At 55.2% G+C, this 20,361-nt stretch carries 18 protein-coding genes; 2 read left to right on the top strand and 16 right to left on the bottom strand.

The annotated features are described in order from the left end of the window. Nucleotides 1–238: 238 nt before the first annotated feature. A complete protein-coding gene (locus PHA01_RS13580) occupies nucleotides 239–517 on the top strand; it encodes a DUF982 domain-containing protein (RefSeq protein WP_271896348.1) in 279 nt (92 codons plus the stop codon). Between the two features lie 311 nt (nucleotides 518–828). On the opposite strand, the gene PHA01_RS13575 is transcribed toward PHA01_RS13580, so the two are convergent. The 4 genes from PHA01_RS13575 to PHA01_RS13560 are packed head-to-tail and all read right to left on the bottom strand — an operon-like array spanning nucleotide 829 to nucleotide 2,208. Beyond that, the gene (locus PHA01_RS13575) at nucleotides 829–1,158 is read right to left on the bottom strand and encodes a hypothetical protein (RefSeq protein ID WP_271896346.1); all 330 of its coding nucleotides are present in this window, start codon (nucleotides 1,156–1,158) and stop codon (nucleotides 829–831) included. Between the two features lie 54 nt (nucleotides 1,159–1,212). After that, entirely contained in the window at nucleotides 1,213–1,521 is a 309-nt protein-coding gene (locus PHA01_RS13570; RefSeq protein ID WP_271896344.1) for a hypothetical protein, read from the bottom strand. Beyond that, nucleotides 1,521–1,997 carry a lysozyme gene (locus PHA01_RS13565; RefSeq protein ID WP_271896342.1) on the bottom strand — a complete coding sequence of 159 codons (477 nt, stop codon included), beginning with the start codon at nucleotides 1,995–1,997 and terminating at the stop codon, nucleotides 1,521–1,523. The genes PHA01_RS13570 and PHA01_RS13565 overlap by 1 nt, the downstream gene beginning before the upstream one ends. After that, a complete protein-coding gene (locus PHA01_RS13560; protein ID WP_271896340.1) occupies nucleotides 1,987–2,208 on the bottom strand; it encodes a DUF7940 domain-containing protein in 222 nt (73 codons plus the stop codon). Before PHA01_RS13560 ends, PHA01_RS13565 begins: the two co-directional genes overlap by 11 nt. Before the next feature lie 138 nt (nucleotides 2,209–2,346). On the opposite strand from PHA01_RS13560, the gene PHA01_RS13555 reads away from it, so the two are divergent. Further along, nucleotides 2,347–3,207 carry a methyltransferase domain-containing protein gene (locus PHA01_RS13555; RefSeq protein WP_271896338.1) on the top strand — a complete coding sequence of 287 codons (861 nt, stop codon included), beginning with the start codon at nucleotides 2,347–2,349 and terminating at the stop codon, nucleotides 3,205–3,207. On the opposite strand, the gene PHA01_RS13550 is transcribed toward PHA01_RS13555, so the two are convergent. The 12 genes from PHA01_RS13550 to PHA01_RS13495 all read right to left on the bottom strand — a co-directional run bounded on the left by PHA01_RS13550 (nucleotide 3,204) and on the right by PHA01_RS13495 (nucleotide 20,361). Then, on the bottom strand, nucleotides 3,204–5,252 hold the full coding sequence (locus tag PHA01_RS13550; protein ID WP_271896336.1) for a right-handed parallel beta-helix repeat-containing protein: 2,049 nt from the start codon (nucleotides 5,250–5,252) through the stop codon (nucleotides 3,204–3,206). The genes PHA01_RS13555 and PHA01_RS13550 overlap by 4 nt on opposite strands. A 112-nt stretch (nucleotides 5,253–5,364) precedes the next feature. Continuing rightward, the gene (locus PHA01_RS13545) at nucleotides 5,365–5,583 is read right to left on the bottom strand and encodes a hypothetical protein (RefSeq protein ID WP_271896334.1); all 219 of its coding nucleotides are present in this window, start codon (nucleotides 5,581–5,583) and stop codon (nucleotides 5,365–5,367) included. A gap of 2 nt (nucleotides 5,584–5,585) precedes the next feature. Beyond that, nucleotides 5,586–9,749 carry a hypothetical protein gene (locus PHA01_RS13540; RefSeq protein WP_271896332.1) on the bottom strand — a complete coding sequence of 1,388 codons (4,164 nt, stop codon included), beginning with the start codon at nucleotides 9,747–9,749 and terminating at the stop codon, nucleotides 5,586–5,588. Next, the gene (locus PHA01_RS13535; protein ID WP_271896330.1) at nucleotides 9,749–12,289 is read right to left on the bottom strand and encodes a lysozyme; all 2,541 of its coding nucleotides are present in this window, start codon (nucleotides 12,287–12,289) and stop codon (nucleotides 9,749–9,751) included. The genes PHA01_RS13540 and PHA01_RS13535 overlap by 1 nt, the downstream gene beginning before the upstream one ends. A 4-nt stretch (nucleotides 12,290–12,293) precedes the next feature. Beyond that, nucleotides 12,294–12,866, bottom strand: a complete 573-nt coding sequence (locus tag PHA01_RS13530; protein WP_271896328.1) for a hypothetical protein — start codon at nucleotides 12,864–12,866, stop codon at nucleotides 12,294–12,296. Beyond that, on the bottom strand, nucleotides 12,866–15,343 hold the full coding sequence (locus tag PHA01_RS13525) for a phage tail protein (protein ID WP_271896326.1): 2,478 nt from the start codon (nucleotides 15,341–15,343) through the stop codon (nucleotides 12,866–12,868). Before PHA01_RS13525 ends, PHA01_RS13530 begins: the two co-directional genes overlap by 1 nt. After that, the gene (locus PHA01_RS13520) at nucleotides 15,343–15,903 is read right to left on the bottom strand and encodes a phage connector family protein (protein WP_271896323.1); all 561 of its coding nucleotides are present in this window, start codon (nucleotides 15,901–15,903) and stop codon (nucleotides 15,343–15,345) included. The genes PHA01_RS13525 and PHA01_RS13520 overlap by 1 nt, the downstream gene beginning before the upstream one ends. A gap of 77 nt (nucleotides 15,904–15,980) precedes the next feature. Next, nucleotides 15,981–16,412 (bottom strand): hypothetical protein, encoded by a 432-nt coding sequence (locus tag PHA01_RS13515; protein WP_271896321.1) that lies wholly within the window; start codon nucleotides 16,410–16,412, stop codon nucleotides 15,981–15,983. A gap of 14 nt (nucleotides 16,413–16,426) precedes the next feature. Then, entirely contained in the window at nucleotides 16,427–17,338 is a 912-nt protein-coding gene (locus tag PHA01_RS13510) for a phage capsid protein (RefSeq protein ID WP_271896319.1), read from the bottom strand. A gap of 274 nt (nucleotides 17,339–17,612) precedes the next feature. Beyond that, nucleotides 17,613–18,482, bottom strand: a complete 870-nt coding sequence (locus PHA01_RS13505) for a hypothetical protein (protein WP_271896317.1) — start codon at nucleotides 18,480–18,482, stop codon at nucleotides 17,613–17,615. A 2-nt stretch (nucleotides 18,483–18,484) separates the two neighbouring features. Beyond that, nucleotides 18,485–18,754 carry a Bbp19 family protein gene (locus PHA01_RS13500; protein ID WP_271896315.1) on the bottom strand — a complete coding sequence of 90 codons (270 nt, stop codon included), beginning with the start codon at nucleotides 18,752–18,754 and terminating at the stop codon, nucleotides 18,485–18,487. Continuing rightward, nucleotides 18,751–20,361, bottom strand: coding sequence for a portal protein (locus PHA01_RS13495; protein ID WP_271896313.1), 1,611 nt, complete (start codon nucleotides 20,359–20,361; stop codon nucleotides 18,751–18,753). Before PHA01_RS13495 ends, PHA01_RS13500 begins: the two co-directional genes overlap by 4 nt.

Raw genomic sequence — 20,361 nt, 5'->3', positions numbered from 1 at the left:
CGGTCCAGGAGACGGGCGGAGTGAATTGGCTTTTCACCATTACTTCGCGCTCTTCTGTATCGGCCTTGTCCTTGCTGGCGTAGCCTGCTGGTTGATGTGCTTAGAAAAAATGGAACCAATGATTTTTTAATCCAGGCTGTCAGATAATGAATATTGACTATCCCGCCTTCGGGAACAGAGTCCGGAAGCGAGGCGTTTGGCCGCGATGGAAGAACGACACTTCAAAGAAGTTCGCATCATGACAAGCCATCCGGGCCGGATGCGCGTCGTAACCTCGGCACTTCAAGCCGCAGAGATGATACTCACAGACTGGCCGATCGAGGAAACCGAGATACTGACCGCTGCGAAACACGCATTGCTATCCTGTTTGGAAGGCAACCTCTCCCCAGGTTCGGCAAGATTTGCCTTCATCCAGGCAGCCAAAGAAGCTGGCAACTACGTTGACGAGCCTGAACGCGGACCACCAACTGGTAAAGCCTTCAGGTGGAGGAAGCTAAAGGCACAGCGGCGAGCATAGAGACATCTGGATTCCAAGTTGAACCTTCGTCTGAGCCTTCATGGGCCTTTGGTCCATATCGCCCCTGCCGTTTTGAGAGTAGTTTGAATGCGCTGGCGGCCCCTCACCAGCAGGCCTGATAAACAGGGCATTGCTCTTCAAATGACGGGCCTAACCGAGGCTCGAGCCTCCGGTGATTTGCGTTCCGGGGGTTCGAGCTTTTCCTTTTGTTAACCATGCAAGCGCACGCTTTGAATGCTGGCTATGGTGCCCACCGCGTCGGCACCCGGCCTGCTCTTGTAATGTGTATCCGGCAGGTCGGGACACTGATTTCAGTTGAACAGCGCTACAATCTTTTGCCAAAGCGCCCCGGCGATTGCGCCAATCAGACCAGCAGTCAGCGCCACTAGAAGCCCCATGCCAATAAAGCGCTCCCGCCATCTGGAAAACTCTGCAACAGGCACCTCAATCGTAGCCATGCGTTTGTGTAGTTCATCGACATTACGATCCGTCGCATCTGACTTCCTGTTTATCTGGTCGAGTTTTTCATAGGTCACGCGGCGAGAGTTAGCGGCGTCCTGCTGTTCTGCGATAATGAGATCCAGTTTGCCCTCGATCCGGCCTATGGCTCTTTCTTGGCTAGCTTCAGTCATTTCCAACATGCTTTCAATTTGCCGTAGGCATTGTGCGATACGATGGACCGGCCAGCGGCCATGTCATTTCCTGCGAGGTACACGGCTGTCCCCGACAGGACGCTTATCTTTCTCCACCCCGCGCAATTGGATGACGCATTCGTTTGGCATGCCGCCAAGCTGCAAACAGAGAGCGATAGCATCAAGAGTTTGAACTTTGTCATCGATTTCGGCTCTTTCCTTGTATGACTTGGCAGTCTCGACAGCGACCGCCACAGCGGCTTGCTGACGGCCTTGATAGGTTCCGTAGAGATAGACAGGGCCAGCAGCGAGGAACGCGCCCGCAGCCACACCGGCAACGACTTGGCGATAAGTCCAGAGGAGTGCCAACATTATTGCAGACCCTCCAGGCACAGCTTGCGTTCATCGATCCGGCGATTGATAAGGCCCTGAATGACGCGCTTGCCGCCCCGGCGATAATTCATGAAAGCGTCGCAGGCACCTCGAAGGTCCCCAGCATTGGCAAGACGCACCATGCTCGATTTGCAGAACCCGGCAACGCCGAGATTGTACGTGCCCGAGATGAAGGCCACGTAGGTTTTGGCCGGCAGCTTGTCCGGTTCCTTGACGCAGGAACGCATACCGCCTTCATATTCAACCAGGGCCGCTCCGAACATCGTCCGGCATTCAGCTAGGCTATATTCATCGCCCATCTTCACGCCACGGGTTTCTCCCATGCACACGGTTGGGATGCCCAGAATATCGCGATAGGCCTTTGTCTTCGTTCCTTCCAATCCGCCAACGAAAGCAGCAGCGAGCAGCCCGGTAGCCGTCAGGATACCGGCAGAATTCATCAATCTACTTTTCATCGGATAAGCCTTTCTGTACGACGAACCGCGCATAGACCGCAGCGACGACCGCAAAGAACGTCAGCAGGGCGAAGGTGCGCGGCGGGATAGGGAGTAAGCCGCCAACCAACGGCAGCACGGCTTCAATGCCAGACAGCAGACCAGCGAGCAGCATCAAGCGGACGCTCCACGCATAGCGAAGAACGGCCCGCCAGTTTGGGACGAGTTTCATGGTCGTTTCCTATTTTCGGAAGACAGACGGCATTGACCAAGGCCACATGGCCGACAGGATTGCGGATATGCACTGCCTGGCGTAGGTTTCCATTCCGTGTTTGCGGGGGAGCTACCATGCTTGGAGAAGGGGGCAATAATGACGTATATCCGGAGTTTGGTGCGAGGTTTTGCTACGACCGCTACTCCGACCTTACGCCACCTATCGACAGAACGATTGCTGCGCCACTGGCATGAATTCGGTGTCAAAGAAGGCCGATCAGCATCACCTTATGCCTTGCGCGAAAACTTCGTTCCACTCATTAGAGAAACAAACAACATACTGGAAATCGGCCCGTTCTTCCGCCCGATCATTGCCGGGGAAGGAGTCCGCTATTTCGACGTGCTTGATCAAGCGCAACTCAGGGAGCGCGCCGCGATTTTTGGCGAGCCTATTGATCAAATCCCCGCAATGGATTGGGTATCTCCAACGGGCGATTTGAGTATCGTAGACCAGAAATTTGACGCGGTAGTAAGTTCGCATTGCATTGAGCATCAGCCCGACCTTATCGACCATTTGGAAAAGGTTGCCGACCTGCTAGATCCTGGTGGCAGATATTTCCTTATCATCCCCGACAAGCGGTATTGCTTCGATCATTTCATTCCAGAGACGACCGTAGAAAAAGTGAACGCGGCCAGAGGAAGGAAGGTTCATACCTTGCTAAGCCTTATCGAGCATAGAGCCTTCACCACGCACAACGACGCGGCCCGGCATTGGGCTGGTGATCACAGCGATCCTGGCCATTGGGGATCGATACATCAACGCACCGCGACCGCCCTCAGAGAATATGAAGAAGCGGCGGGAAACTATATCGACGTTCACGCGTGGCAGTTCACGCCTGATAGCTTTTCAAAAGTAATGACGGACCTTTTTGAGGCCCGCCAGATACCATTGAGACTAGAAGATGCATATCCAACGCCACAAGGACGGCTGGAGTTTTGCGCAGTGCTGACGCGTTAAGGTAGGTTGTCGAGCGACCTGTTGGTTCCAATGCCAGACAACAGCGCACCAACGCCGCCAGAGGCCATGTTGTAACCCCGGTTATCCTTCACCGTATAGTCTGATGTTCCTGCTTGGCACCAAACCACCGCGTTACCGCCCTGCTGCTGGTTGTTCGTAATTTCCATAGCGCCAGAAGCGGCCAGCAAAACGCCGGTCCCGCCTGCTGGACTTAACGGAGCCAGAAAGCAGATATGGTTGTGATGCACCAGATTATAAGAGCTATTCTGACAGTTGATGCCCACGTATGCGCCAGCCCATCCAGATATAGCATAGATCAGATTATCGCTGACGAAAGACTGAGATACGTTGTTTAGATATATACCGCCAAAATAGCTGGATACGTGATTGCCCTTATAACTGTGCATAGGGCGCAGAGCGGGGCAGTTAATGTAAGCACCCCATCCACAAGCTATGAAATTGTTATTGAGAACGTTAATTCCCTCGCAATTTCCTATGACGGTCAACCCCTTCTCGAAGGCGTGAATTCCGTTGAACGACACTTCACACTCAATCGACAATCCGTTGAAGCGAATTCCAAAATTACCAGTGCCGGGTACTGCACCGGCTCCATTCCCATGGATCACATTCTTGAGAATGGTAGCTTTCCAAGCCTCGGTAACATCGATGCCGCTTGTCCAGTACGTAGTACCAAGATTTGACGCGATAATCTCGCAGTTCTCGACATGCAGAGTACGCCATGCAGAGGAGGCAACATTAGGCCACGTCCCACGAATAGCTGTACCGGCAGCTGCAACATCGGCGATTAGAGATAGGTCCGTTACATCAAGCTGGTGTCTATTACTGTTTGTCGTGAAGTTAATTCCAGCGAAGCCGGCAAATGTGAACCGGATGGCTGAAACTTTCTGACCAGCCCCACTAATGAACAAATCCTTGTTGGTCGATCCGATTACCCATTGGCACCAGTAGGTTGTAGCAGATAGCTTCACAGGCTTCCCGAAGTCACACGCGGCCTGTAGTGCGGGATAATCGTCGGTGACATTATCGCCAATCGCACCGAACCACTCAGGGCGAACATGATCGGCAACACCGGAACGAACCCATGCGCCGGCAGACGACGCAATTGCCGTCGCCTTGACATAGACACCCTCTGCAGTATCGGCGGCGACTTGCGTCGAAAAGTTACCCGCCGTCCATTTGAACAGACCGGACCGGCCACCTTCGAGCAAAACCGCGCAAACGTCCTTCGTGGTGTCTCTCGCCTTCAATGCGGTCCGTGTCAGGACATAAACCGGCACATCGAGAAAAGCGCGAACGTCTGCATCGAGCGTCGCTGTGAAAATAGTAGCGCCCGCAACTCCAGCGCCGAGCGCTGCTGTAGCGTCCGCGACTGTCGCGGCACCAAGCATGGCTAGACCTGTTGCGCCGAGTGAAGTCGAAGATAGCGTATCGAGATTGTCAGCATGGGGTTGCCCGTCGATGTAGTCTAGTATTTCTTCCGGGTTGTCGGCAGCAAAAACAACCGCACCAGCGGTACCGGCAACGCCGACGGAAGTTGCATCCTTGTTTATAATGGCCGTACCGTCAGCGTTCCAACCAAGGATTTTCCCGGCCTCAGGCTCGGCCACTGTAATATTGGATGCGGAAGAACTTTCCTTGAGAACCAGCGCACGCCCCGCCCTCTCCGCAATCATCTGGTTTTGCATCGAGAGACGATCCAGCGCCTTCTCGTGAGCAACGGCAGGAAATGGATCGTTCGGAACGTAATCGGCAGCCTGTGTCAGGGCCTCATTGCGCAGGATGGTTATCTTTGTGCTAGTAGGCAGGACGACAGTCGGAAGAACCGCACCCGTTGCTGCCTGGTTGGCGCCGCCACCTGTGACCGTGTAATTCGTGCCAGAGACCCACAGCGTGTCTACTCCAGCCGCATCGGTATAAATCACCTTTGGCGGGAATGCGGTCAGGAATTCGAACGGAACCGGAAACGAGGCAGTAACACCATTACCAGCGTATTGAACGCGGGCAGTCTGGGTTGAAATCGTCATGATGGGCAGGCCCTATAAAAAAAGCCCCACTCGAATGAGCAGGGCTTATTGCGGAAACGAAAAAGGCCCGCCGAAGCGAGCCTTACATGGTTGGTTTAGTGGTTCAGATCAATCAGTCGCAGACATCGCCATTACTGAAACCATCCCAATCGGTGTGGCATTCTGTGGAGGCGAAGCTGGTTGTGAGCTTCGGCGTTCCCATCATGACGATGACGCAGCAGACCGCGAAGGCAGCACCGAACATTGCTGCCTTTCTCAAGTTCTCTTCCACAACAGCCCCAATTGCGAACAGGGCCAGGATGAAAGCGGTAAATCCGAAGAACGCCCCCACGGCTATTTCCTTGTATCAGGAAGACCTAGGGAGTTACCCGCTGACTCTTCCACTTGGTTCAAAATAGAACGTAAGTAGAACAGATTTTGTAGAGGAATCAACTGGCGAACTTTATGAAGGTCGCTTTTGCTTGTATCTCCAGCGAAAACGGAACCGGAAACTTGGAAGATATCTGCCAAAGCATCGGCAGAAGGTCCGAGAAATGCGCCCGTCACATTGCGGCTGGCATAGCGGGAAACCTGCTTTCCAGTGATTGCAGAGAGCCCTACCCGACCTCGTGTTGCCTTCTCAGCGATGTTGTTCGCATCCATGAACCATCCAGCCACGCCGGACTTGTCGAACGCCTCAACCACCCACACGGCGGGATCGTCCGAAACTTCCCTACCGGCAATTGATTGCTTTGCATAATAAGTGAAGGCGCCGAGCCCCATCATAACCAGCAGGCCTTGAAGGGTCGCGGCGTCACGCTGTTGTAGACCCGCCAGCATGGTACGCTGCATCGAGGAGACACCGAAGCTTTTGAACTGACCAACGGTCTTGCCTAATTCGGTACTCATCCAGAGCGGCTTATCCTGCCCAGGCGTGACAACGATACGATCCACTTCGCGAACGACGGCGGTGCGAAATGCTTCGCGCGCTTCCCTATCGCCCCAATCAGCGGCTTTCGCCAGCATGACATTCCCCTGCTTATCGCCGTGCGTGGCGAACTCCTTGGCGATCCGCTCAGCTAGATCGGAGTCAATACCGCCAGCAGCGAGCTTGCTCACGTCCTTGCCTTCCGGCATGCCCTTGGCGACACGTTCAGCAGCGTTGAGAATGTTTGTCATGGTGACAAGGCCGCTGAATTGCTTAATCGCAGCGTTCCACGGGGCCATGAGAGAGACAACGCCGTACTTGTGCGTCAGTTCATCAATGCCCCGCTCTATACGAGAGTGACGACCATAGGTGTCAGTGATATCTGCCATCGCCATGGCACGGCTATCAAGCACCATATCCAACGCAGTGCCGGCCAGTTTCACCTCTTCACCAGCCAGACGAACGGCGTTGAAATTGGTAATGAGCGGAATGAAACCGTCACGGAATGTGCTTGTCAGGCCATGGTTGAAGACAATCTTGCCGAGGTCCGGAAAAGCTGAAATCGTCATGCCGCCAAGCAGGCGCAGATAGTTCAGGTTGCGAGAGATGCGACCGGCACGCAGCACCAAGGAATCAGGATTCGACGGCAAGGCATACTGACCGCGCAAACGGTCCCTGATCCCCTCCACGTCACGAACGGAAGCTTTGCGAGCCTTCTCCAGCTTGGTGCGCTGTTTGTCATCCGTGGCCTGTGCTATGCGCCGGTCAGCCTCATCATGAATCTTGCGGATTTCCTCTTTCATCGTCGGATCACCGAACTTCTTGGAAATCTCGATATCTGCAGACATGGTACGGGTTTGCGCCCGCAACACCTTCTCGATATCCAGTTCCATGAAATCCTGAATCTTCGCGCTTTCAATCTTGAGCAGGCGTTCCTTCAATGGACCACGTGGGCCGGAAACAATGGCGTCATATGGGATGCGCCCGTCAGTGTTGCCGATGATAGTATTGATTGTTTCGTCAACGAGGTCTGAAATCTCCAGATCCGATAGATTGGCGAATTCGTCAGTCTTCTCGATAACATGGGCAGACGGTATCTGCGCTTTCAGCTTTTCCGCCTTGGCATGCATCTTCTTGATTTCGAGATTGGCAGCGTTTAGGTCTACCTTCTTCGCGGCCAGCTCCATCAGCATTTCATCGTTAGCTTTGCCGTCCGCAGCCAGCCGCTCGATAGCATCGACACGCTTCTGCAGGTTGCGTTCTGTCATGCGCTTCTTGAACATCCTGCGCTTTGTCGTCGCGTAATCGACCATCATGGACACACGCGGCGAGGCATTGGCCAAATCAGCCACTTCCGACAGCTCAGCCTCAAGCGCATTCACTTCGTCGGCAATGATAGCCGCTTCGCTTGCGCTGATATCGCGCTCATTCTTCAGCCCGTCCGTTACCTTGTCGAAGTCTTCAATTTCCGTTTCGAGACGCAGGATGCGAGTATCAATGTTATCAACGTGTTTCTCAGCATCGTTGACACGCTTTACGAAGTCGCGAACCTGTTTGACCGTCGCATCAGGACCAAGTCCTACGCTATCGAGCCAACGAGCAGCCGCGTCTTGCACAGCCTCAGAGATGTACGCAGCGTCAGCGGCCTCACGCGTCAGGAGCGGCGAACCGCCGACTTCCTGCTGTATGGCATTGAGCACGTCAGCCGGATCAACATAGCCGTTGTCGCCTGCGTTCAGATTGTCGCGAAAGATATCCTCTTCCGAATGAACGAAGTTATCCACGGCCCCTATGCCGCTGTCCTTCCTGAACAATCCCGGGTGCGCCTTGGCTGTGATGCCCAATGCTTTCAGTTCCCCCTCAAGCGGGCTTCCGATACGCACCCCGCCCTTTTCCTTCAGGATGGCAAGGATAGGAAAACGCTCAGCATAAGGCGGCTTCTTGTTTGCCTTGGCCTCTGCAGCCCGAGCCTCCCGAATATGACCGATTGCACTGGCATTCTCATCCGAGTTGCGCAGGGCCTCCATCAGTCCGGTAGGCGCACGCTCTTTCAGAAGGTCGTTACGGGTGTTCTGTTGTCGCTGGAGATTGCTCACCTTATTGCGGCGAATGTCCTGCCTTTGGTTAATTCGGTCCTCGATACCGCTCAGACGCTCGAAAGACTGGTTATACCGCTCGACCGTCATGTCACTCGTGACGACACGCTTCGCAACGGCATTCTCTTCCGCTGTTCGCAGCGCAGATTCGCGGCCATTGATGAAGTAATCACGCAGGATTTTGCCGAACTCGTTACGCTTCGCAATGATCCGCTCTTTGTTGTACATGCGGAAAAGATGGCTTGCGTCCTTGGCAACCTTCACATCTTCCGGCAGCAACCCGGCCTCGATAGCAGCGCGTTTCATCGCGTCATCGACTTCGCGGTAGACCTTGGCAGCTTCAGCCACTTCAGGAATGGCATGCTGTTCAGCATCAAATGCGGCCTTGCCCACCTCTTCCTTAAACTCTCGATAGGTCATCTTCTCGCTGGAGCCGCGCAGACGGGCAAATTCAGACTGAATAGGGCTAAGGCGAGTCTGCCAAGCAGTCGGCTCGGGAGCATTGTGGAAATAGCGGGCATACATAGTGTCGATATCGCGCAAACTGGAATAGACCGGCGCGTGCCACATCTTCATTCTGGTTTCGACGGAACCACCACGTTCGGTCGCAACACCGGCAGCATTGTCCGCATATTCCAGCGGCGTCTCAGCAAGACCGCGCACAGTCTGCCTGGCACTATCGAAATCCGAAAGCTGCAGGCGGATAAGCGGATCCTGTCGATTGACCAACGGAATATTGCGGATAAGCGCTTCGTCCTTCAGGACCAGCGGCCCCGTGTCGCGAGCAGCAGCGCCACCCGAGGACGCACCAGTTCCGGCGTTCGCATAGGCGGCGTCAAACTCCCTGTACCCGCCTTCCTGTGTTTCAATCTTCCTGCCGAGTGCAGTCGCCTCGTGCGGCTTCAGATACCGCCCTATCAGCGTGCCAAGAGCGCCGCCGAGCAAGATGGAGCCACCGATGTTGTAAACCGACTCCTCGCCCGTCCTCGCCCGTTGCGTGAGCTGCAAACCAGTCTCGGAAACAGCAGCATCGATACCGGCACCAATGGCGGCGCTGGAGGCGGTGCGCAAAAGGCTACCACCGGCACCGGCAAGACCACCGCCAATAGGCAACAGTGTAGGCAGATCGAAAACGCCAGCAGCCATAGATGCAACCATGCCCATGCCGCCAGCAGCATCGATCGTACGTTTATCCTTCAGCTCACGGTCTATCTGCAGCTTTTGTGCGTCAGACGCCTTCTTGTTGAAAATACCCGCGAAGTCAGCAACATATGGCGCGTACTTCGGATCGTTTTTTACATCGTCAATAGCGTCATACCCATCCTCAATCTGGTAAGGATCAGGCGCACCACGGGAAGACAGGTATGAGCCGATGACGTTCTCAGTACGGAAAGCGGCCCCGAAGGTTTCGCTCAACGTAGGATCATCTGGAGCAGCCACAGGCGCAATGTCCGTTAGATTTTGCGGCTGATAGCCTTCATCAATGAACGGCATTATTTACCCTTGTTCTGCAAAAATTTGACAGCGGGTGTTGCCCGAGGTCCATCAATGAAGGCATCAAGTCCAGCCTTACGCGCGGCCATCGGATCAGCCTGCATTTCTGCCTCGCGCCTGTTGATATCCTGGCTGACTCTCGCAATGGACTCTGCTTGCTTCTGTTCGGCGTTCTGCCGCTCCATCTGCATCATCACCTGCGTGGAGGCATTTGGACGCCACAGCTTGCCCGGTATCGTTTGCAGCACGCCGTTCTTGTCAGGATAGAACACGGCATAAGCGGGCATTTCACCACGCTTAATCATGGCATCCGTTTCAGGTGTGGTAACGAACTGGACCTTTGACGTGTCTACATAAGGATCGATGGCATAGAGGTCCTGGTAGAGCTGCGTTTTGGCATACTGAAAAGAGCTACCGCCCTGTATGGCAGGCCAATAACGCTCGGGTGGGTGTTTCATGACGGTAGGCTTACCGGTCATATCGGTGACGCCGTAGAGGCGCTTCATCTCTTCACGAGCGCGGTTCTTCGCCAGCTCCGCGTCACCATTGGCTTCATAGAATTTCTCTTCGGCTATGGCCTGGTATTCAGCCTGGATACCGAGGCGCTGGCCTTCGTTGAAGCCGACCGCAGGTTCAGTGAACGGCAGATAGCTGTCATCGAAAACGGCCCCGAGGTCTTCGGTTTCAATCTGCTTACGGAACTCCTTCGCAGCTGGTTCAAGCGCTTTGCGGTCTCGCATCTTGTCGGGGTTGTTGTTGTCGGCAATCTTCTGTGCGGCCTGCTCAGGCGACAGGTTGAGATTGTTCACATAATAACCGAAGTCATCCGCAGCTTTCTGGACCTGCGCCCCGCCCTCACGACGAGATAGTGCAGCCGGGTTAATCTGGCTAATCCGGCTAGCCTGCTGTGCAGCCGCCGCGATATCGACCGGATTTGTGCTTTCCAGCCCACGGCGCAGCTCATTCAACAGGGTTTGTGGAACTACACCGGACTGGCGAACGATTTCCTCACCAGCCAAACCCTTTTGTTCAGGAGTTGCTTTAGTAACGATGGCATCATATGCCCCATCAAGTGCTTTACGCGCCTTGTCGTTATAAGGATCGACGCTCAGCGTCTTGTTTGCCAGACCGCCGAGAGCGGCATTGATTTCCATCTGGTCTTTGTTCTGACCACGGAACGTCGTCAGCAAAGAGGCCTTGTCATCATCACGCAGGGCCGAACTCAAGATAGCGTCTTCCGACATGATGGTGCCGGTTTTTACACCAAGCTCCATAGAACCCTTGAGCTGATTATACAGGTTGGTTTGATTGGCAGAATTGTTTGCTTCTGCCCTGTTTTGGAGAGCGCCCAACTCGTCAACGCTCAACGAGCTGTATGCAGGATTTCCCGCAACATCAGCAGGGCTCTGCGGAATAGCACCACCGCGAATGATAGCCGCCTCTGTCACACGCCGCTTGTTGTTTACGCCGCCGTTGTGAGAGCCAAGACCTTCAACGGTAACGGCCACCTGCTCGACATCACCAGTCTTGATAGCGGCAAGCACCGACTTAGGTGATGATCCATAATTATATGCGACTGACAGGATAGCGGCCTTAGCATTTGGCGGCATCTTCCCCCAAGCTTCAGGGCCAACCTGCCCAATAATCTGTTGTTCTTCCTCTTTCGTGCGGCGCGCTAGGTCACGTTCGGCATCATCACGATTGATTGTCATACCCTGGTGGACGGACTCAATTCGGCCATCGGCATGGGTGACCGTGTCCGATCCATAGCCAACGCGCCAGTGATCCACATCCCAATAAGGCTTGGCCCGAAAGCCTTCAGCCTTGCGAAGAATCTTCGAAACATCGCCGCCAGCACCACCTGTGCCGGTTTCCTGCATGAATTTGTCAGGCGCATATTCAACGAGGCTCTTTGCACGAGCAAGCTGCAGCGTCTTTTCAGCCGAAGTCTTGGCAACCTGTTCCTGTTCAGGCGTCATCCACTGTTTTGCACCTGCAAAGTCATCATCCATGCGCTTTTTGACCACGTCATACTGCGACGGATCGGCATAGACGGCCTGTGCATGGGCATTGATAGCAGCGCTGAAATCGGTTGTGCGTTTGGCAAGCTCGCTCTCTGCCTGAAATTTGGCAGCGCGGCCCGTCACATCGACGCCGAAGGTATCAGCCCACTGCGAATACATCTGTTTTGCCCGAGGGCTCGGCGCTTCCGCTTCCTTCGATGCACGATATTCCCCGAATTTACCCTGTACGGTAGGCGTGAAGTTGGCAGCGCCATCCGTTGCCTGCTTTTGCAGGTCCATTTCCTGTGCGGAAATGTCGGTTGCCGTCTGGGCACGAGCCTTCGAGAACCAGGTGTTATCCTGGGTTTCACGTACCTTCGCTTCTATCGCGGAGAAATCGTTCCCCAAGTCAGCGACAGCAGCGCCCGCCCCCTGCAATGCACGAGATGGAGCCGTGAATGCACCAGCATCAGCAAAAGAGCCTGTCGAACCACCGGCAAGACCCTGGCGGCGTTCGTAGGTAGGGAAACGCGCCATTCAGTTAAACCCCGTATCTCAAGGCCTGACGGTTACCGGCCATCTTGCCGAGTCCCGTCAGAAGAGTTGTGCCTGCACCAATGATCGAGGCGTTTTTCTGTGCCTTGCCTTCAGCACGAGAGAGCGCTGCCTGATTGCGATTGGCCATTGCGGAGCTTTCGCCACCATAGAGCCGGGCCAGTACGTCCATTTCTGCATTGCCAGAGGTGTCACCGAGTACGGCAACCGGCGAGCCAGACGACACACTGAGACCGTTCGCAGCCTGTGCGGCCAATTGAGTGCCAAGGATGCGCTTTTTGTCGTCACGGATCAGACCGGCCTCGTATTGCGCACGCTGCTGGTCAGCGAGAGCGTTGTTCTCCGAAATCTTGGCGTTGTATTCCCCAACCTTTTCTGCCTGTTGTCCAGCCTGTAGACCACCGACTACGGACAGCCCCGTGCCGAGGAGAGACAACGCTGTGCCGAGACCGCCACCAGCGGCGGCAGCGCCACCTGCAGCTGCACCAGCACCGGCGGCAGCTCCGGCTCCGGTACCAAACAGAGCCCCGAGCGGAGCAAGAAGAGCGGGAAAGCACATTAGCCGTTCACCTTCAATTCGTAGATCATGCCGAGGAGTTGGAAAGGCGTCGGATCGGAATGCTCGACGCGGATGCGCTTGCCGGTATCCCAACCAATTTGGACTTGAACCCGCTTGTCACCCGTAAACAGCGGTGGGGAAGTGTTCATTGGATCGCCCGTCGTGCGCCAATAGATCATCTCAAGTCTTGGGCTATCCGCCCCACCCACAGAGCCGCCGAGGGAACGATTGACACGCAGATAGATATCGGAGATTGAACCCGTGCGAGTTTGCGCTGTGCCGCCCGCTGCGCCCATTTCCGGCGACAGCGTTTCCATGATCGAAGTGTATGGAAGCCCGACACAGGCCTTGGTCACCGTGTAGTCGTTCGAGAGAGTGATGTCGCCGGAGACGACCGTGTATTCACCGAGATAGGAGCCGTCGCCCCATACCTGCACCTGCTGACCTTCAAGATGGTCAAGGCCTGTCAGCGTGTTCACTGCAGAACCGGAATAGCTCAGGAAGCTATCGAGGAATGTCGCATCCTCTTTGGAAGCAGTTGGCGCAAGGCCAAGCGACAGGCGCTCGATATATTGTTTGGTCACGCCGTTGATGGTGCGCTTGACGACAGCCCACATTTCATCGCGGGTTTGACTTGGAATTGTCGCAACGCTTTCAATGCGAGGAGCACTGACCCCGAACGAACCACCGGCAACGTGGGAATGGAAGGCAACAACGTCCTGCTCACGTTCGTAAGTCAGACCGGCCCAAGTTCCGTCATCCTTCGAAGCCCAGACAATCCCGTCCGGGTTTTGCGCAAAGCACAACTGCTTAACACCAGCCCGAGGAATATGCTCCGAGAGCAAGGATAGATCCTGGCTGACATACCCGTCATCCTGAAAGGAATAGGCTATCTCGCGAATGTCCTGACGGTAATAGCCCGAGTAGACACCGACATTGCCGATGCGAACGGGCAGAACATCAGATGCACCGTAGTTCGTTTCACGGCGCTGGATGATGTTCGCGGGTCCAAAGGCACCCGTCTGTGTGTTCGGTCCAATTGTGCGGATCGCAGCGGTCGTGCCAACGAGCAGAGTCGTGTTTTCCGACAGCCATTTTATCTCATTGAGGCTCTCAGACGTGATGGTCGCGTTAATTGCATCGCTATCGACGAGTGGCGTTGACTCCCCGAAATTGGTGAAGTCATCAACCTGGCTAAACCATACCGTCTGCGGCTGGTTGACGGTGCGAGCAAATACCAACCTGCCTTGAAAGAAGCTTACGCTGGACGGCCAGCCCGTAATTTCACTCCACCCGCCAATGGCCCAATTGTTGATGGGCGACAAGTCAGGCAGGGCGTGAATATACAGCCGGATCATCACCACGGTGGCTGACGAACGCGAGACGATACGCGCCCAGCGCCATTTGCCATCAGGCCCCATCAATCGGAGGGAGCGGCCTACATCGGAGGCTTGAAACCCTGCCCCGTCATTAATACCGTTTGTGCTCGACGCCGTGAGAGGAAAGGCCGGCTGGGTATCGCCGGACTCATGAAACCCGATTTCAGCGATGCGGGTTTCGCTGCCAGAGGTACGGCTGGTCCCGTACCATTCGATCTGATAGCGCTGATAGGCAGTCTTGTTGGTGAACTCGTAGAAACGGCGTTCGCCGCGCGCCCATCCGGTTTCACCCTGACGAGAATCTAGAGAGACCCAGGCAACGCCGTTCCAACCGCGTATGTCCCAAGTAGCAGGTGTCGATGTTTCATCGATAATGCTGGAGCGAATCCAATAGGCATCGACTACCTTCTGACCGCCCGGAAAGGCATAAGAAATCGTCCCGGCGTTGTTGGAGCCGTCAACAAACTCGGACGATTTGGAACCATCGAATATGCGCCACGGGTCAGTACCGGCTGTTGTCGATACAGTACCGGAGGGCGCTGTGTTGCTGGTCATCTTGGGAACAGCAGAAGCGTAATCGCCGGGTGTAAGAAACGTTGCCGTGGTGTTCAGGTCCAGGAACGGCCCGTCCTGAAATTCCATTGTGGCGAGAGCGAACGATATGGCGGACAAGCGGCTGAGTGTGCGCGGGGCAAAGTCCGGATGCGTCAAATATAGAACGTCCGCCGACTGTGCATACTGAAGCTGCCAAATGTCGTCCTGGTCCCACGGTGTCACCACTTCGAGCGGCACGCCGGGAGAACTCTCGACTATACCGCCATTGGTATAGAAGCGCACATACAGGTGACCGAATTCAAGAATGTAGGCCTGCGTCACGGAATAGATGAACGGGATCAGGCGGACGTTCTTGTATGAGTCCTTGACCTCGTTGATGAACTCAAGACCACCGCGCTTGTAGATGCCGCCATAACGCTGAACGATGAAGTTCTGCAGGACCTGCGAGCCATTGCCATACTTCGCCACATCAACGCGGGCAAACAGCAGTGGCGACGTTTCACCAGACGAAAAGTTCGTCTTGATGGCTGTTACAGCGGGCATCAGAAGCGCGCCCCGAGCCAGGTGTCAGCCTCAATATTGCGTGGCTGACCTTCCTTGGCGTCCATGGTGCGCGCCATGCGGATCTTGTCGTTGTAGATTTTCCAAGCGCTTTCCGTCAGCGTGGAATTTTTGGTCAGCGGATATGCGATTTCAGCAGCAAGACGCTGTGCGAACACGTCAACGAACTGTGCGTCCATGAGGTTCGGGTCAGTGACCTTGGCAATGTATTCCAGGTAAACAACCGAGAGGTCACAGAGGAGGAAGAGCCCCTCGATCCTGTAATCATCGGTATAGGCATCATTGATGCGAACGACCTTGAGCCAGTCGTCAGGCAGCGCAAATCGATGGGCAAAGCCGTTGACCGGCGCTGTTACATCGAGAGCGAGAGACTTGCGCTTTATAGCAAAGTTCCACTCGTGCTCACGCAGCAGCGAATTGAGAACGATATCGTAGTGAAGCGAGCACAGGCGAGCGCCGGTCGAACCCTCACCAATATCGGTGATGGCTTCACCGCCGAGGCGTGACACGGCAATGTTGGAAAGTTCAGTGGGGGAAGTCATTCAATCGCCCTCACGCCAAAGAAAAAGGGCGACCCCGAAGGACCGCCCTGTTCATTGTCGTTTGTGGTTTTGGTTGCTTACGTTGCGGAGAAATACAGGTCCACGACCAGCGTGCCGGCAGCCGGAAGGGCCGCGACACCGATGGTTAGGATGATATCTTCGTAGGCCGTAAGACCCGTCTGACTGCCAGTCTGTGCAGCAGTGCCGAACGCGGTCGGAGTATCTACGGCGGTAAACACAGCAGCGGCCTTATACTTGGCAGCAGTACCGGCAACACCGATAGCGACGGTCGATGTACCGAGAGTAACGGTAGACACCATCGAGCCGCCATCGAAGTAGGAACCCACAGGGATACGGGCCAGGGTGATTGTGTCACCCGAAGCCTGCGATGCGAGCGTGATAGTCGCACGGTAACGGCGGGAGTTACCGCCGTGTACCGCACTATTTGCCATCTTTGCCGGAGTGTTGTTCAGGTAAAGAGCGGCTTCCGTGGAGAAAGTGTTAGCCATTTCGCAGGCCCTCCTTAAATGTCGAGGATCGGGTTTGCACCCGGATCGCAAGGGATGTAGCCAACACGCTTCTCTTCCATGCGGGTTGCCCCAATGGTCATGGATGCGAAGACCTGTGTGGCGTAGTTCTTGTCGGCACGCTCACCAATTTTCGCCGTCATGTCCTGCCCGAGGGCAAGAAGAAGACCGGAGGCCGTGTAGAACGGAACCTTCGTATCGCCGTTGGCATCTGTGGTGAGGCGGTTGCAAGGGATGAGAGTGCAGCCGCCGATGCGCGAAACAATGCCATCCACGAGTGGGAGAGCTTTGTTATAGTCGCCGGAAACAACGCGTTCATCCTTCAGGAGCGAAGAAATCTGATCTGCGTTTACGGGGACAAATACTTCTTCATCAGGATCGACATCGTTGCGACCAAGAAGCTTTTTGGCTTCGATCAACTTGGCGAGATTCAAGCCGGTATCTGCAGCAGTCACTCCAGGCCAGACCGTCTGAATTGGCACAATCATGCCACTGTCAAACGCTGTGGAGGTGGAACCATCAACGCCGGTATAAGCAACGCTGTCTACAGCGGAGATGATAACGTCATCGATAGAGCGACCGAGAGCCCACATAGCTGCCTTCGAATAGTCGGAAGCAGGGTCGATGAGCATACGGATACGGTCTTCCTGATCGATTAGATCAGCCCAGTCGTAGTCGGCTAGCGATACACGACGGCGGGAATGAGGAGTATCCATGCGGGGAGTGTCGCCGTGGCGAGTGGTGCGGACCTGAGCGGCAACAGCGCCAATCTGGTCGAAGAAGGCATTCTTGCCGACTACGGTTTCCAGACGGACAGTGCTGCGGAGCTTGGAGCCCTTCTGTTGCACAAGATGATAGACGTTTGCCTTATACTGTTCGACAAACGCCGTAGTGATTTGAGTGGACATGGGTCCAATCCTTTTCAAAACGGGTGATGTTTGGGGGGCTTGTCGAACGTTGTCCGGCTCGAAACCGGGCGTCACATTGCGCTACGAGCGCGGCGACCTGTGTACAGGCTTGAGTGCAGGGGCAACGGCCTTGTCTGCTGGTATTGCTGGTGTTTTCGTGGCTTGCGTCACGAAGTCATAGAACGCTGAAGCGCGGTCTATAATTGCGGTTGGATCGGGGTTTATTAGCCCGTCAGGCCGTGCCAGTTTCAGGCAGGCAAGTCGTATGTCAGTCTCAGTCGCCATGACGCTTTTCGAACAGGCGGGTGTATTCCGCCGTACGTTGTGCGTGGTCAGCATGAGCCTTGTCGAAGAGTGCAACGCTGTGTGTGTTGCGGAAGTCTGTGATAGCCTTGTCGAGGTCAGCCGGAGTGCTTTCGCGCTCACCGCCGTTCCCAATCAACTGGCTTTCACCCATGGTCTTGCGGGCAATCGTATGGAAGGCCTTGGCAAGTGCCGGATGGTTGCCGAGACCTGTGGTTTCCAGATACGCAGCGAACTCATCACCGCCGTATTCCTTCACCGCAAGCTTGGCTTCCTTCAGGTTCTGGTCGAAGGCACGGCCCCATTCAGTCCGAAGCTGTGTTTCCTGGGTGGCCGCAGTCGATGCCGACAAATCCGTCTTGGCAACTGCGCCCTCGCCCATCCACCTCATGAACTCTTCACGGACCAGACCCGCTTGATGTTTGTTCAATCCGGCCTTGTGAACGACAGCAGCGAGGCGCTGGTCATTCTCGGGAGAGTATTCCAGTCCAGCCGGCAACTCCTTCGGAGGCTCGAAGCCGTAATCCTTGGGATCGTCAGGACGGCCAGCGGCTTTAACCCACCGTTCCCATCCTTCCTGGTCACCTTCTTTCGGTATAGCAACCTTGTCCGTACCCAACATCTTCTCAAGGTTGATATAGCTCTTGGCCAGACCTTCCTGAGTTTCAAATTTAGTCAGCGAAGGACTTGCACGAATGTCTTCCGGCAGGGTATCCCGCCAGTTGGTCGTTGTCGTGGAGGTTGTCGTTGTGGCAGCAGTTTCTGCTACCGTATTACCGGCCTCGGCTATAACAGCTTCAGCCACGTTCCCCGCATCAGCGGACGTGGTTACATCGGTCAAAGTTAGTTTCCTTGTGCTTGATCCGCTATCCTGCGGAGGTTCTTTACCTTGAAGCGCTCCGCCTCATTCACGAGCAGAGACACCAGTTCGATACCCGGCGAACGCTGACCATCGTTGTACGAAGTGCCATGCGGGTCACCCGGCATGAATGACGGCTGATAGATGTGGCAGAAGTCGAGCAGATACCCGATGAGCATTTCACCCTCGGGCGTCCCGTTCACAACACGGGCAGCAATTGCCACCTGTTCCTTGTCCCACTTGCGTTCGGTCATTGAACAGTGCCAGCGTTCTGAGCTTCAGCGAAGGACTTGGCACCCTGCCCGACCTTGGCGAAGGCATCAGCAGCCATCGCAGCAGGACCGGCAGCAGCAGCCATCGCACCGTTCTGGGCTTTGGCCGCAACGGCTTCATCGTCTTCGAGCAAGTCAGGATCGGCATTCAGTTCCGTGAATACCCACGGCAGGATGGCATCACCCTTCAAGCGGGAAAGCGAAGGCGATCCGCTATCGGCAACAGCAGCCATTTGACCGGCGATGGTCAGGGCATTCAGTACACGCTCGACCTTTTGGCCACGCTGTGCCAGCGCAATAGGCGAAACGTACTCAACAACCCATTCCTGGTCATCGAGCTCTTCAGGCTGTTCAGGTAGCTTGCCCATGCGAAGCAGCAGACCGAAGATCCGATTAATGATGGGTCCGAGCAGTTCACTTTCCATGCGGCCAAGGATCGGGCCTAGAAGGCGCATGCGCTCTTCGGTGCGCTGCGTGACTTCCGTTGCGGTCATCTTGGCGTCGCCAACCATCTGGAGCTGATCGACAAAGAATGTCGTCATGATCCGGTTGCGAAGATCCTGCATCATCTCAAGCGAGATGTTCAGGTTACCGCCAGTCAGCAGCGGCGTAATCTCACGCTCGCCACGATAAAAATTAAGCCCGCCAGGAACAGTCCGGACAGGCCCTAGCATTCCATCATCAGGAACCAGCAGAGGCGGATCGACCTGCTTCTGTGCACCCTTGATGGTGGTTTTCATCATCTCCTGCAGCATCTTGATATCGGGCAATGCCGACATTGCAGGAGAGCGGCCATAGACTTCGCCGGAAACCTTGTACCAGCGAGGAACGGCATACGGGAATTCTTCAAACCCGCCTTCGTTCAGGACAGCCTTTGCCTTGCGCTCCATGTAGATGGAGGCATACGGCATGTTGAGTGCGTCTTTCTTGGTGTAGTCATGGTCTTCGCGAGGGCAGACAGCGTGCAGCAACTCCACCTTCTCGTTCACCTTGCCATCGGCATGCATCTTCTTGATAGCGTCCGAGCACTTTTCGCCCCATGTCTGGAAACATTGCCGAACAGTCATTTTGAAGCAGCGGATGACGGTATCGACTACGCCCTCTGCATTCTCATCAATGACGCATTCACCAAGGAAGCGGCTTTGAAAGAGCAGATTGTCGTTCTTCGCCTTGCCGATGAACATGACGGCAGTACCGAAGGCGGCATAGTCCAGATACAACTCATGCAGGTGCGTCGTGATTGAGGAGGACGGCGAGTGCATGTAGCCGAAAATGATATCTTCAACGTCAGCGAGGTACCGCTTGACGGCAGTGTTTGCCATCAGCTCGGCGTTCTGCAGCTTCAGTGAAAACCAGCGTGATGCTGGGTTTGTCGCCATGCCATGCAAGCCAGCGGCCAGGAGCTCAAGCGCATTCGTGCCAGTTGCGTCGAAGATGTGCGTCTGTCGCTTCTCACCCGGTGTTCTGGTCGTGGTGAAGTCGGCACGGCGTGGAAACACGAAGTCTGCCACTTCCTGCCAGTGAGACAGAAACGTCTGACGTTCGCTATTCAGCGCGTCAAATCGTGCGAATAGCGTCTCTGCGTTCAT

The organism is Candidatus Phyllobacterium onerii, assembly GCF_028331445.1.
GTDB lineage: Bacteria > Pseudomonadota > Alphaproteobacteria > Rhizobiales > Rhizobiaceae > Phyllobacterium > Phyllobacterium onerii.
The sequence above is the reverse complement of the archived record's forward strand: the minus strand, read 5'-3'. Positions and strand labels throughout refer to the sequence as shown.

Excerpts from the sequence above, each read along its gene's own strand:
- PHA01_RS13580 (WP_271896348.1), top strand. The coding sequence starts at position 239 with ATGACAAGCCATCCGGGCCGGATGCGCGTCGTAACCTCGGCACTTCAA.
- PHA01_RS13575 (WP_271896346.1), bottom strand. The coding sequence starts at position 1,158 with ATGTTGGAAATGACTGAAGCTAGCCAAGAAAGAGCCATAGGCCGGATC.
- PHA01_RS13570 (WP_271896344.1), bottom strand. The coding sequence starts at position 1,521 with ATGTTGGCACTCCTCTGGACTTATCGCCAAGTCGTTGCCGGTGTGGCT.
- PHA01_RS13565 (WP_271896342.1), bottom strand. The coding sequence starts at position 1,997 with ATGAAAAGTAGATTGATGAATTCTGCCGGTATCCTGACGGCTACCGGG.
- PHA01_RS13560 (WP_271896340.1), bottom strand. The coding sequence starts at position 2,208 with ATGAAACTCGTCCCAAACTGGCGGGCCGTTCTTCGCTATGCGTGGAGC.
- PHA01_RS13555 (WP_271896338.1), top strand. The coding sequence starts at position 2,347 with ATGACGTATATCCGGAGTTTGGTGCGAGGTTTTGCTACGACCGCTACT.
- PHA01_RS13550 (WP_271896336.1), bottom strand. The coding sequence starts at position 5,252 with ATGACGATTTCAACCCAGACTGCCCGCGTTCAATACGCTGGTAATGGT.
- PHA01_RS13540 (WP_271896332.1), bottom strand. The coding sequence starts at position 9,749 with ATGCCGTTCATTGATGAAGGCTATCAGCCGCAAAATCTAACGGACATT.
- PHA01_RS13535 (WP_271896330.1), bottom strand. The coding sequence starts at position 12,289 with ATGGCGCGTTTCCCTACCTACGAACGCCGCCAGGGTCTTGCCGGTGGT.
- PHA01_RS13530 (WP_271896328.1), bottom strand. The coding sequence starts at position 12,866 with ATGTGCTTTCCCGCTCTTCTTGCTCCGCTCGGGGCTCTGTTTGGTACC.
- PHA01_RS13525 (WP_271896326.1), bottom strand. The coding sequence starts at position 15,343 with ATGCCCGCTGTAACAGCCATCAAGACGAACTTTTCGTCTGGTGAAACG.
- PHA01_RS13520 (WP_271896323.1), bottom strand. The coding sequence starts at position 15,903 with ATGACTTCCCCCACTGAACTTTCCAACATTGCCGTGTCACGCCTCGGC.
- PHA01_RS13515 (WP_271896321.1), bottom strand. The coding sequence starts at position 16,412 with ATGGCTAACACTTTCTCCACGGAAGCCGCTCTTTACCTGAACAACACT.
- PHA01_RS13510 (WP_271896319.1), bottom strand. The coding sequence starts at position 17,338 with ATGTCCACTCAAATCACTACGGCGTTTGTCGAACAGTATAAGGCAAAC.
- PHA01_RS13500 (WP_271896315.1), bottom strand. The coding sequence starts at position 18,754 with ATGACCGAACGCAAGTGGGACAAGGAACAGGTGGCAATTGCTGCCCGT.
- PHA01_RS13495 (WP_271896313.1), bottom strand. The coding sequence starts at position 20,361 with ATGAACGCAGAGACGCTATTCGCACGATTTGACGCGCTGAATAGCGAA.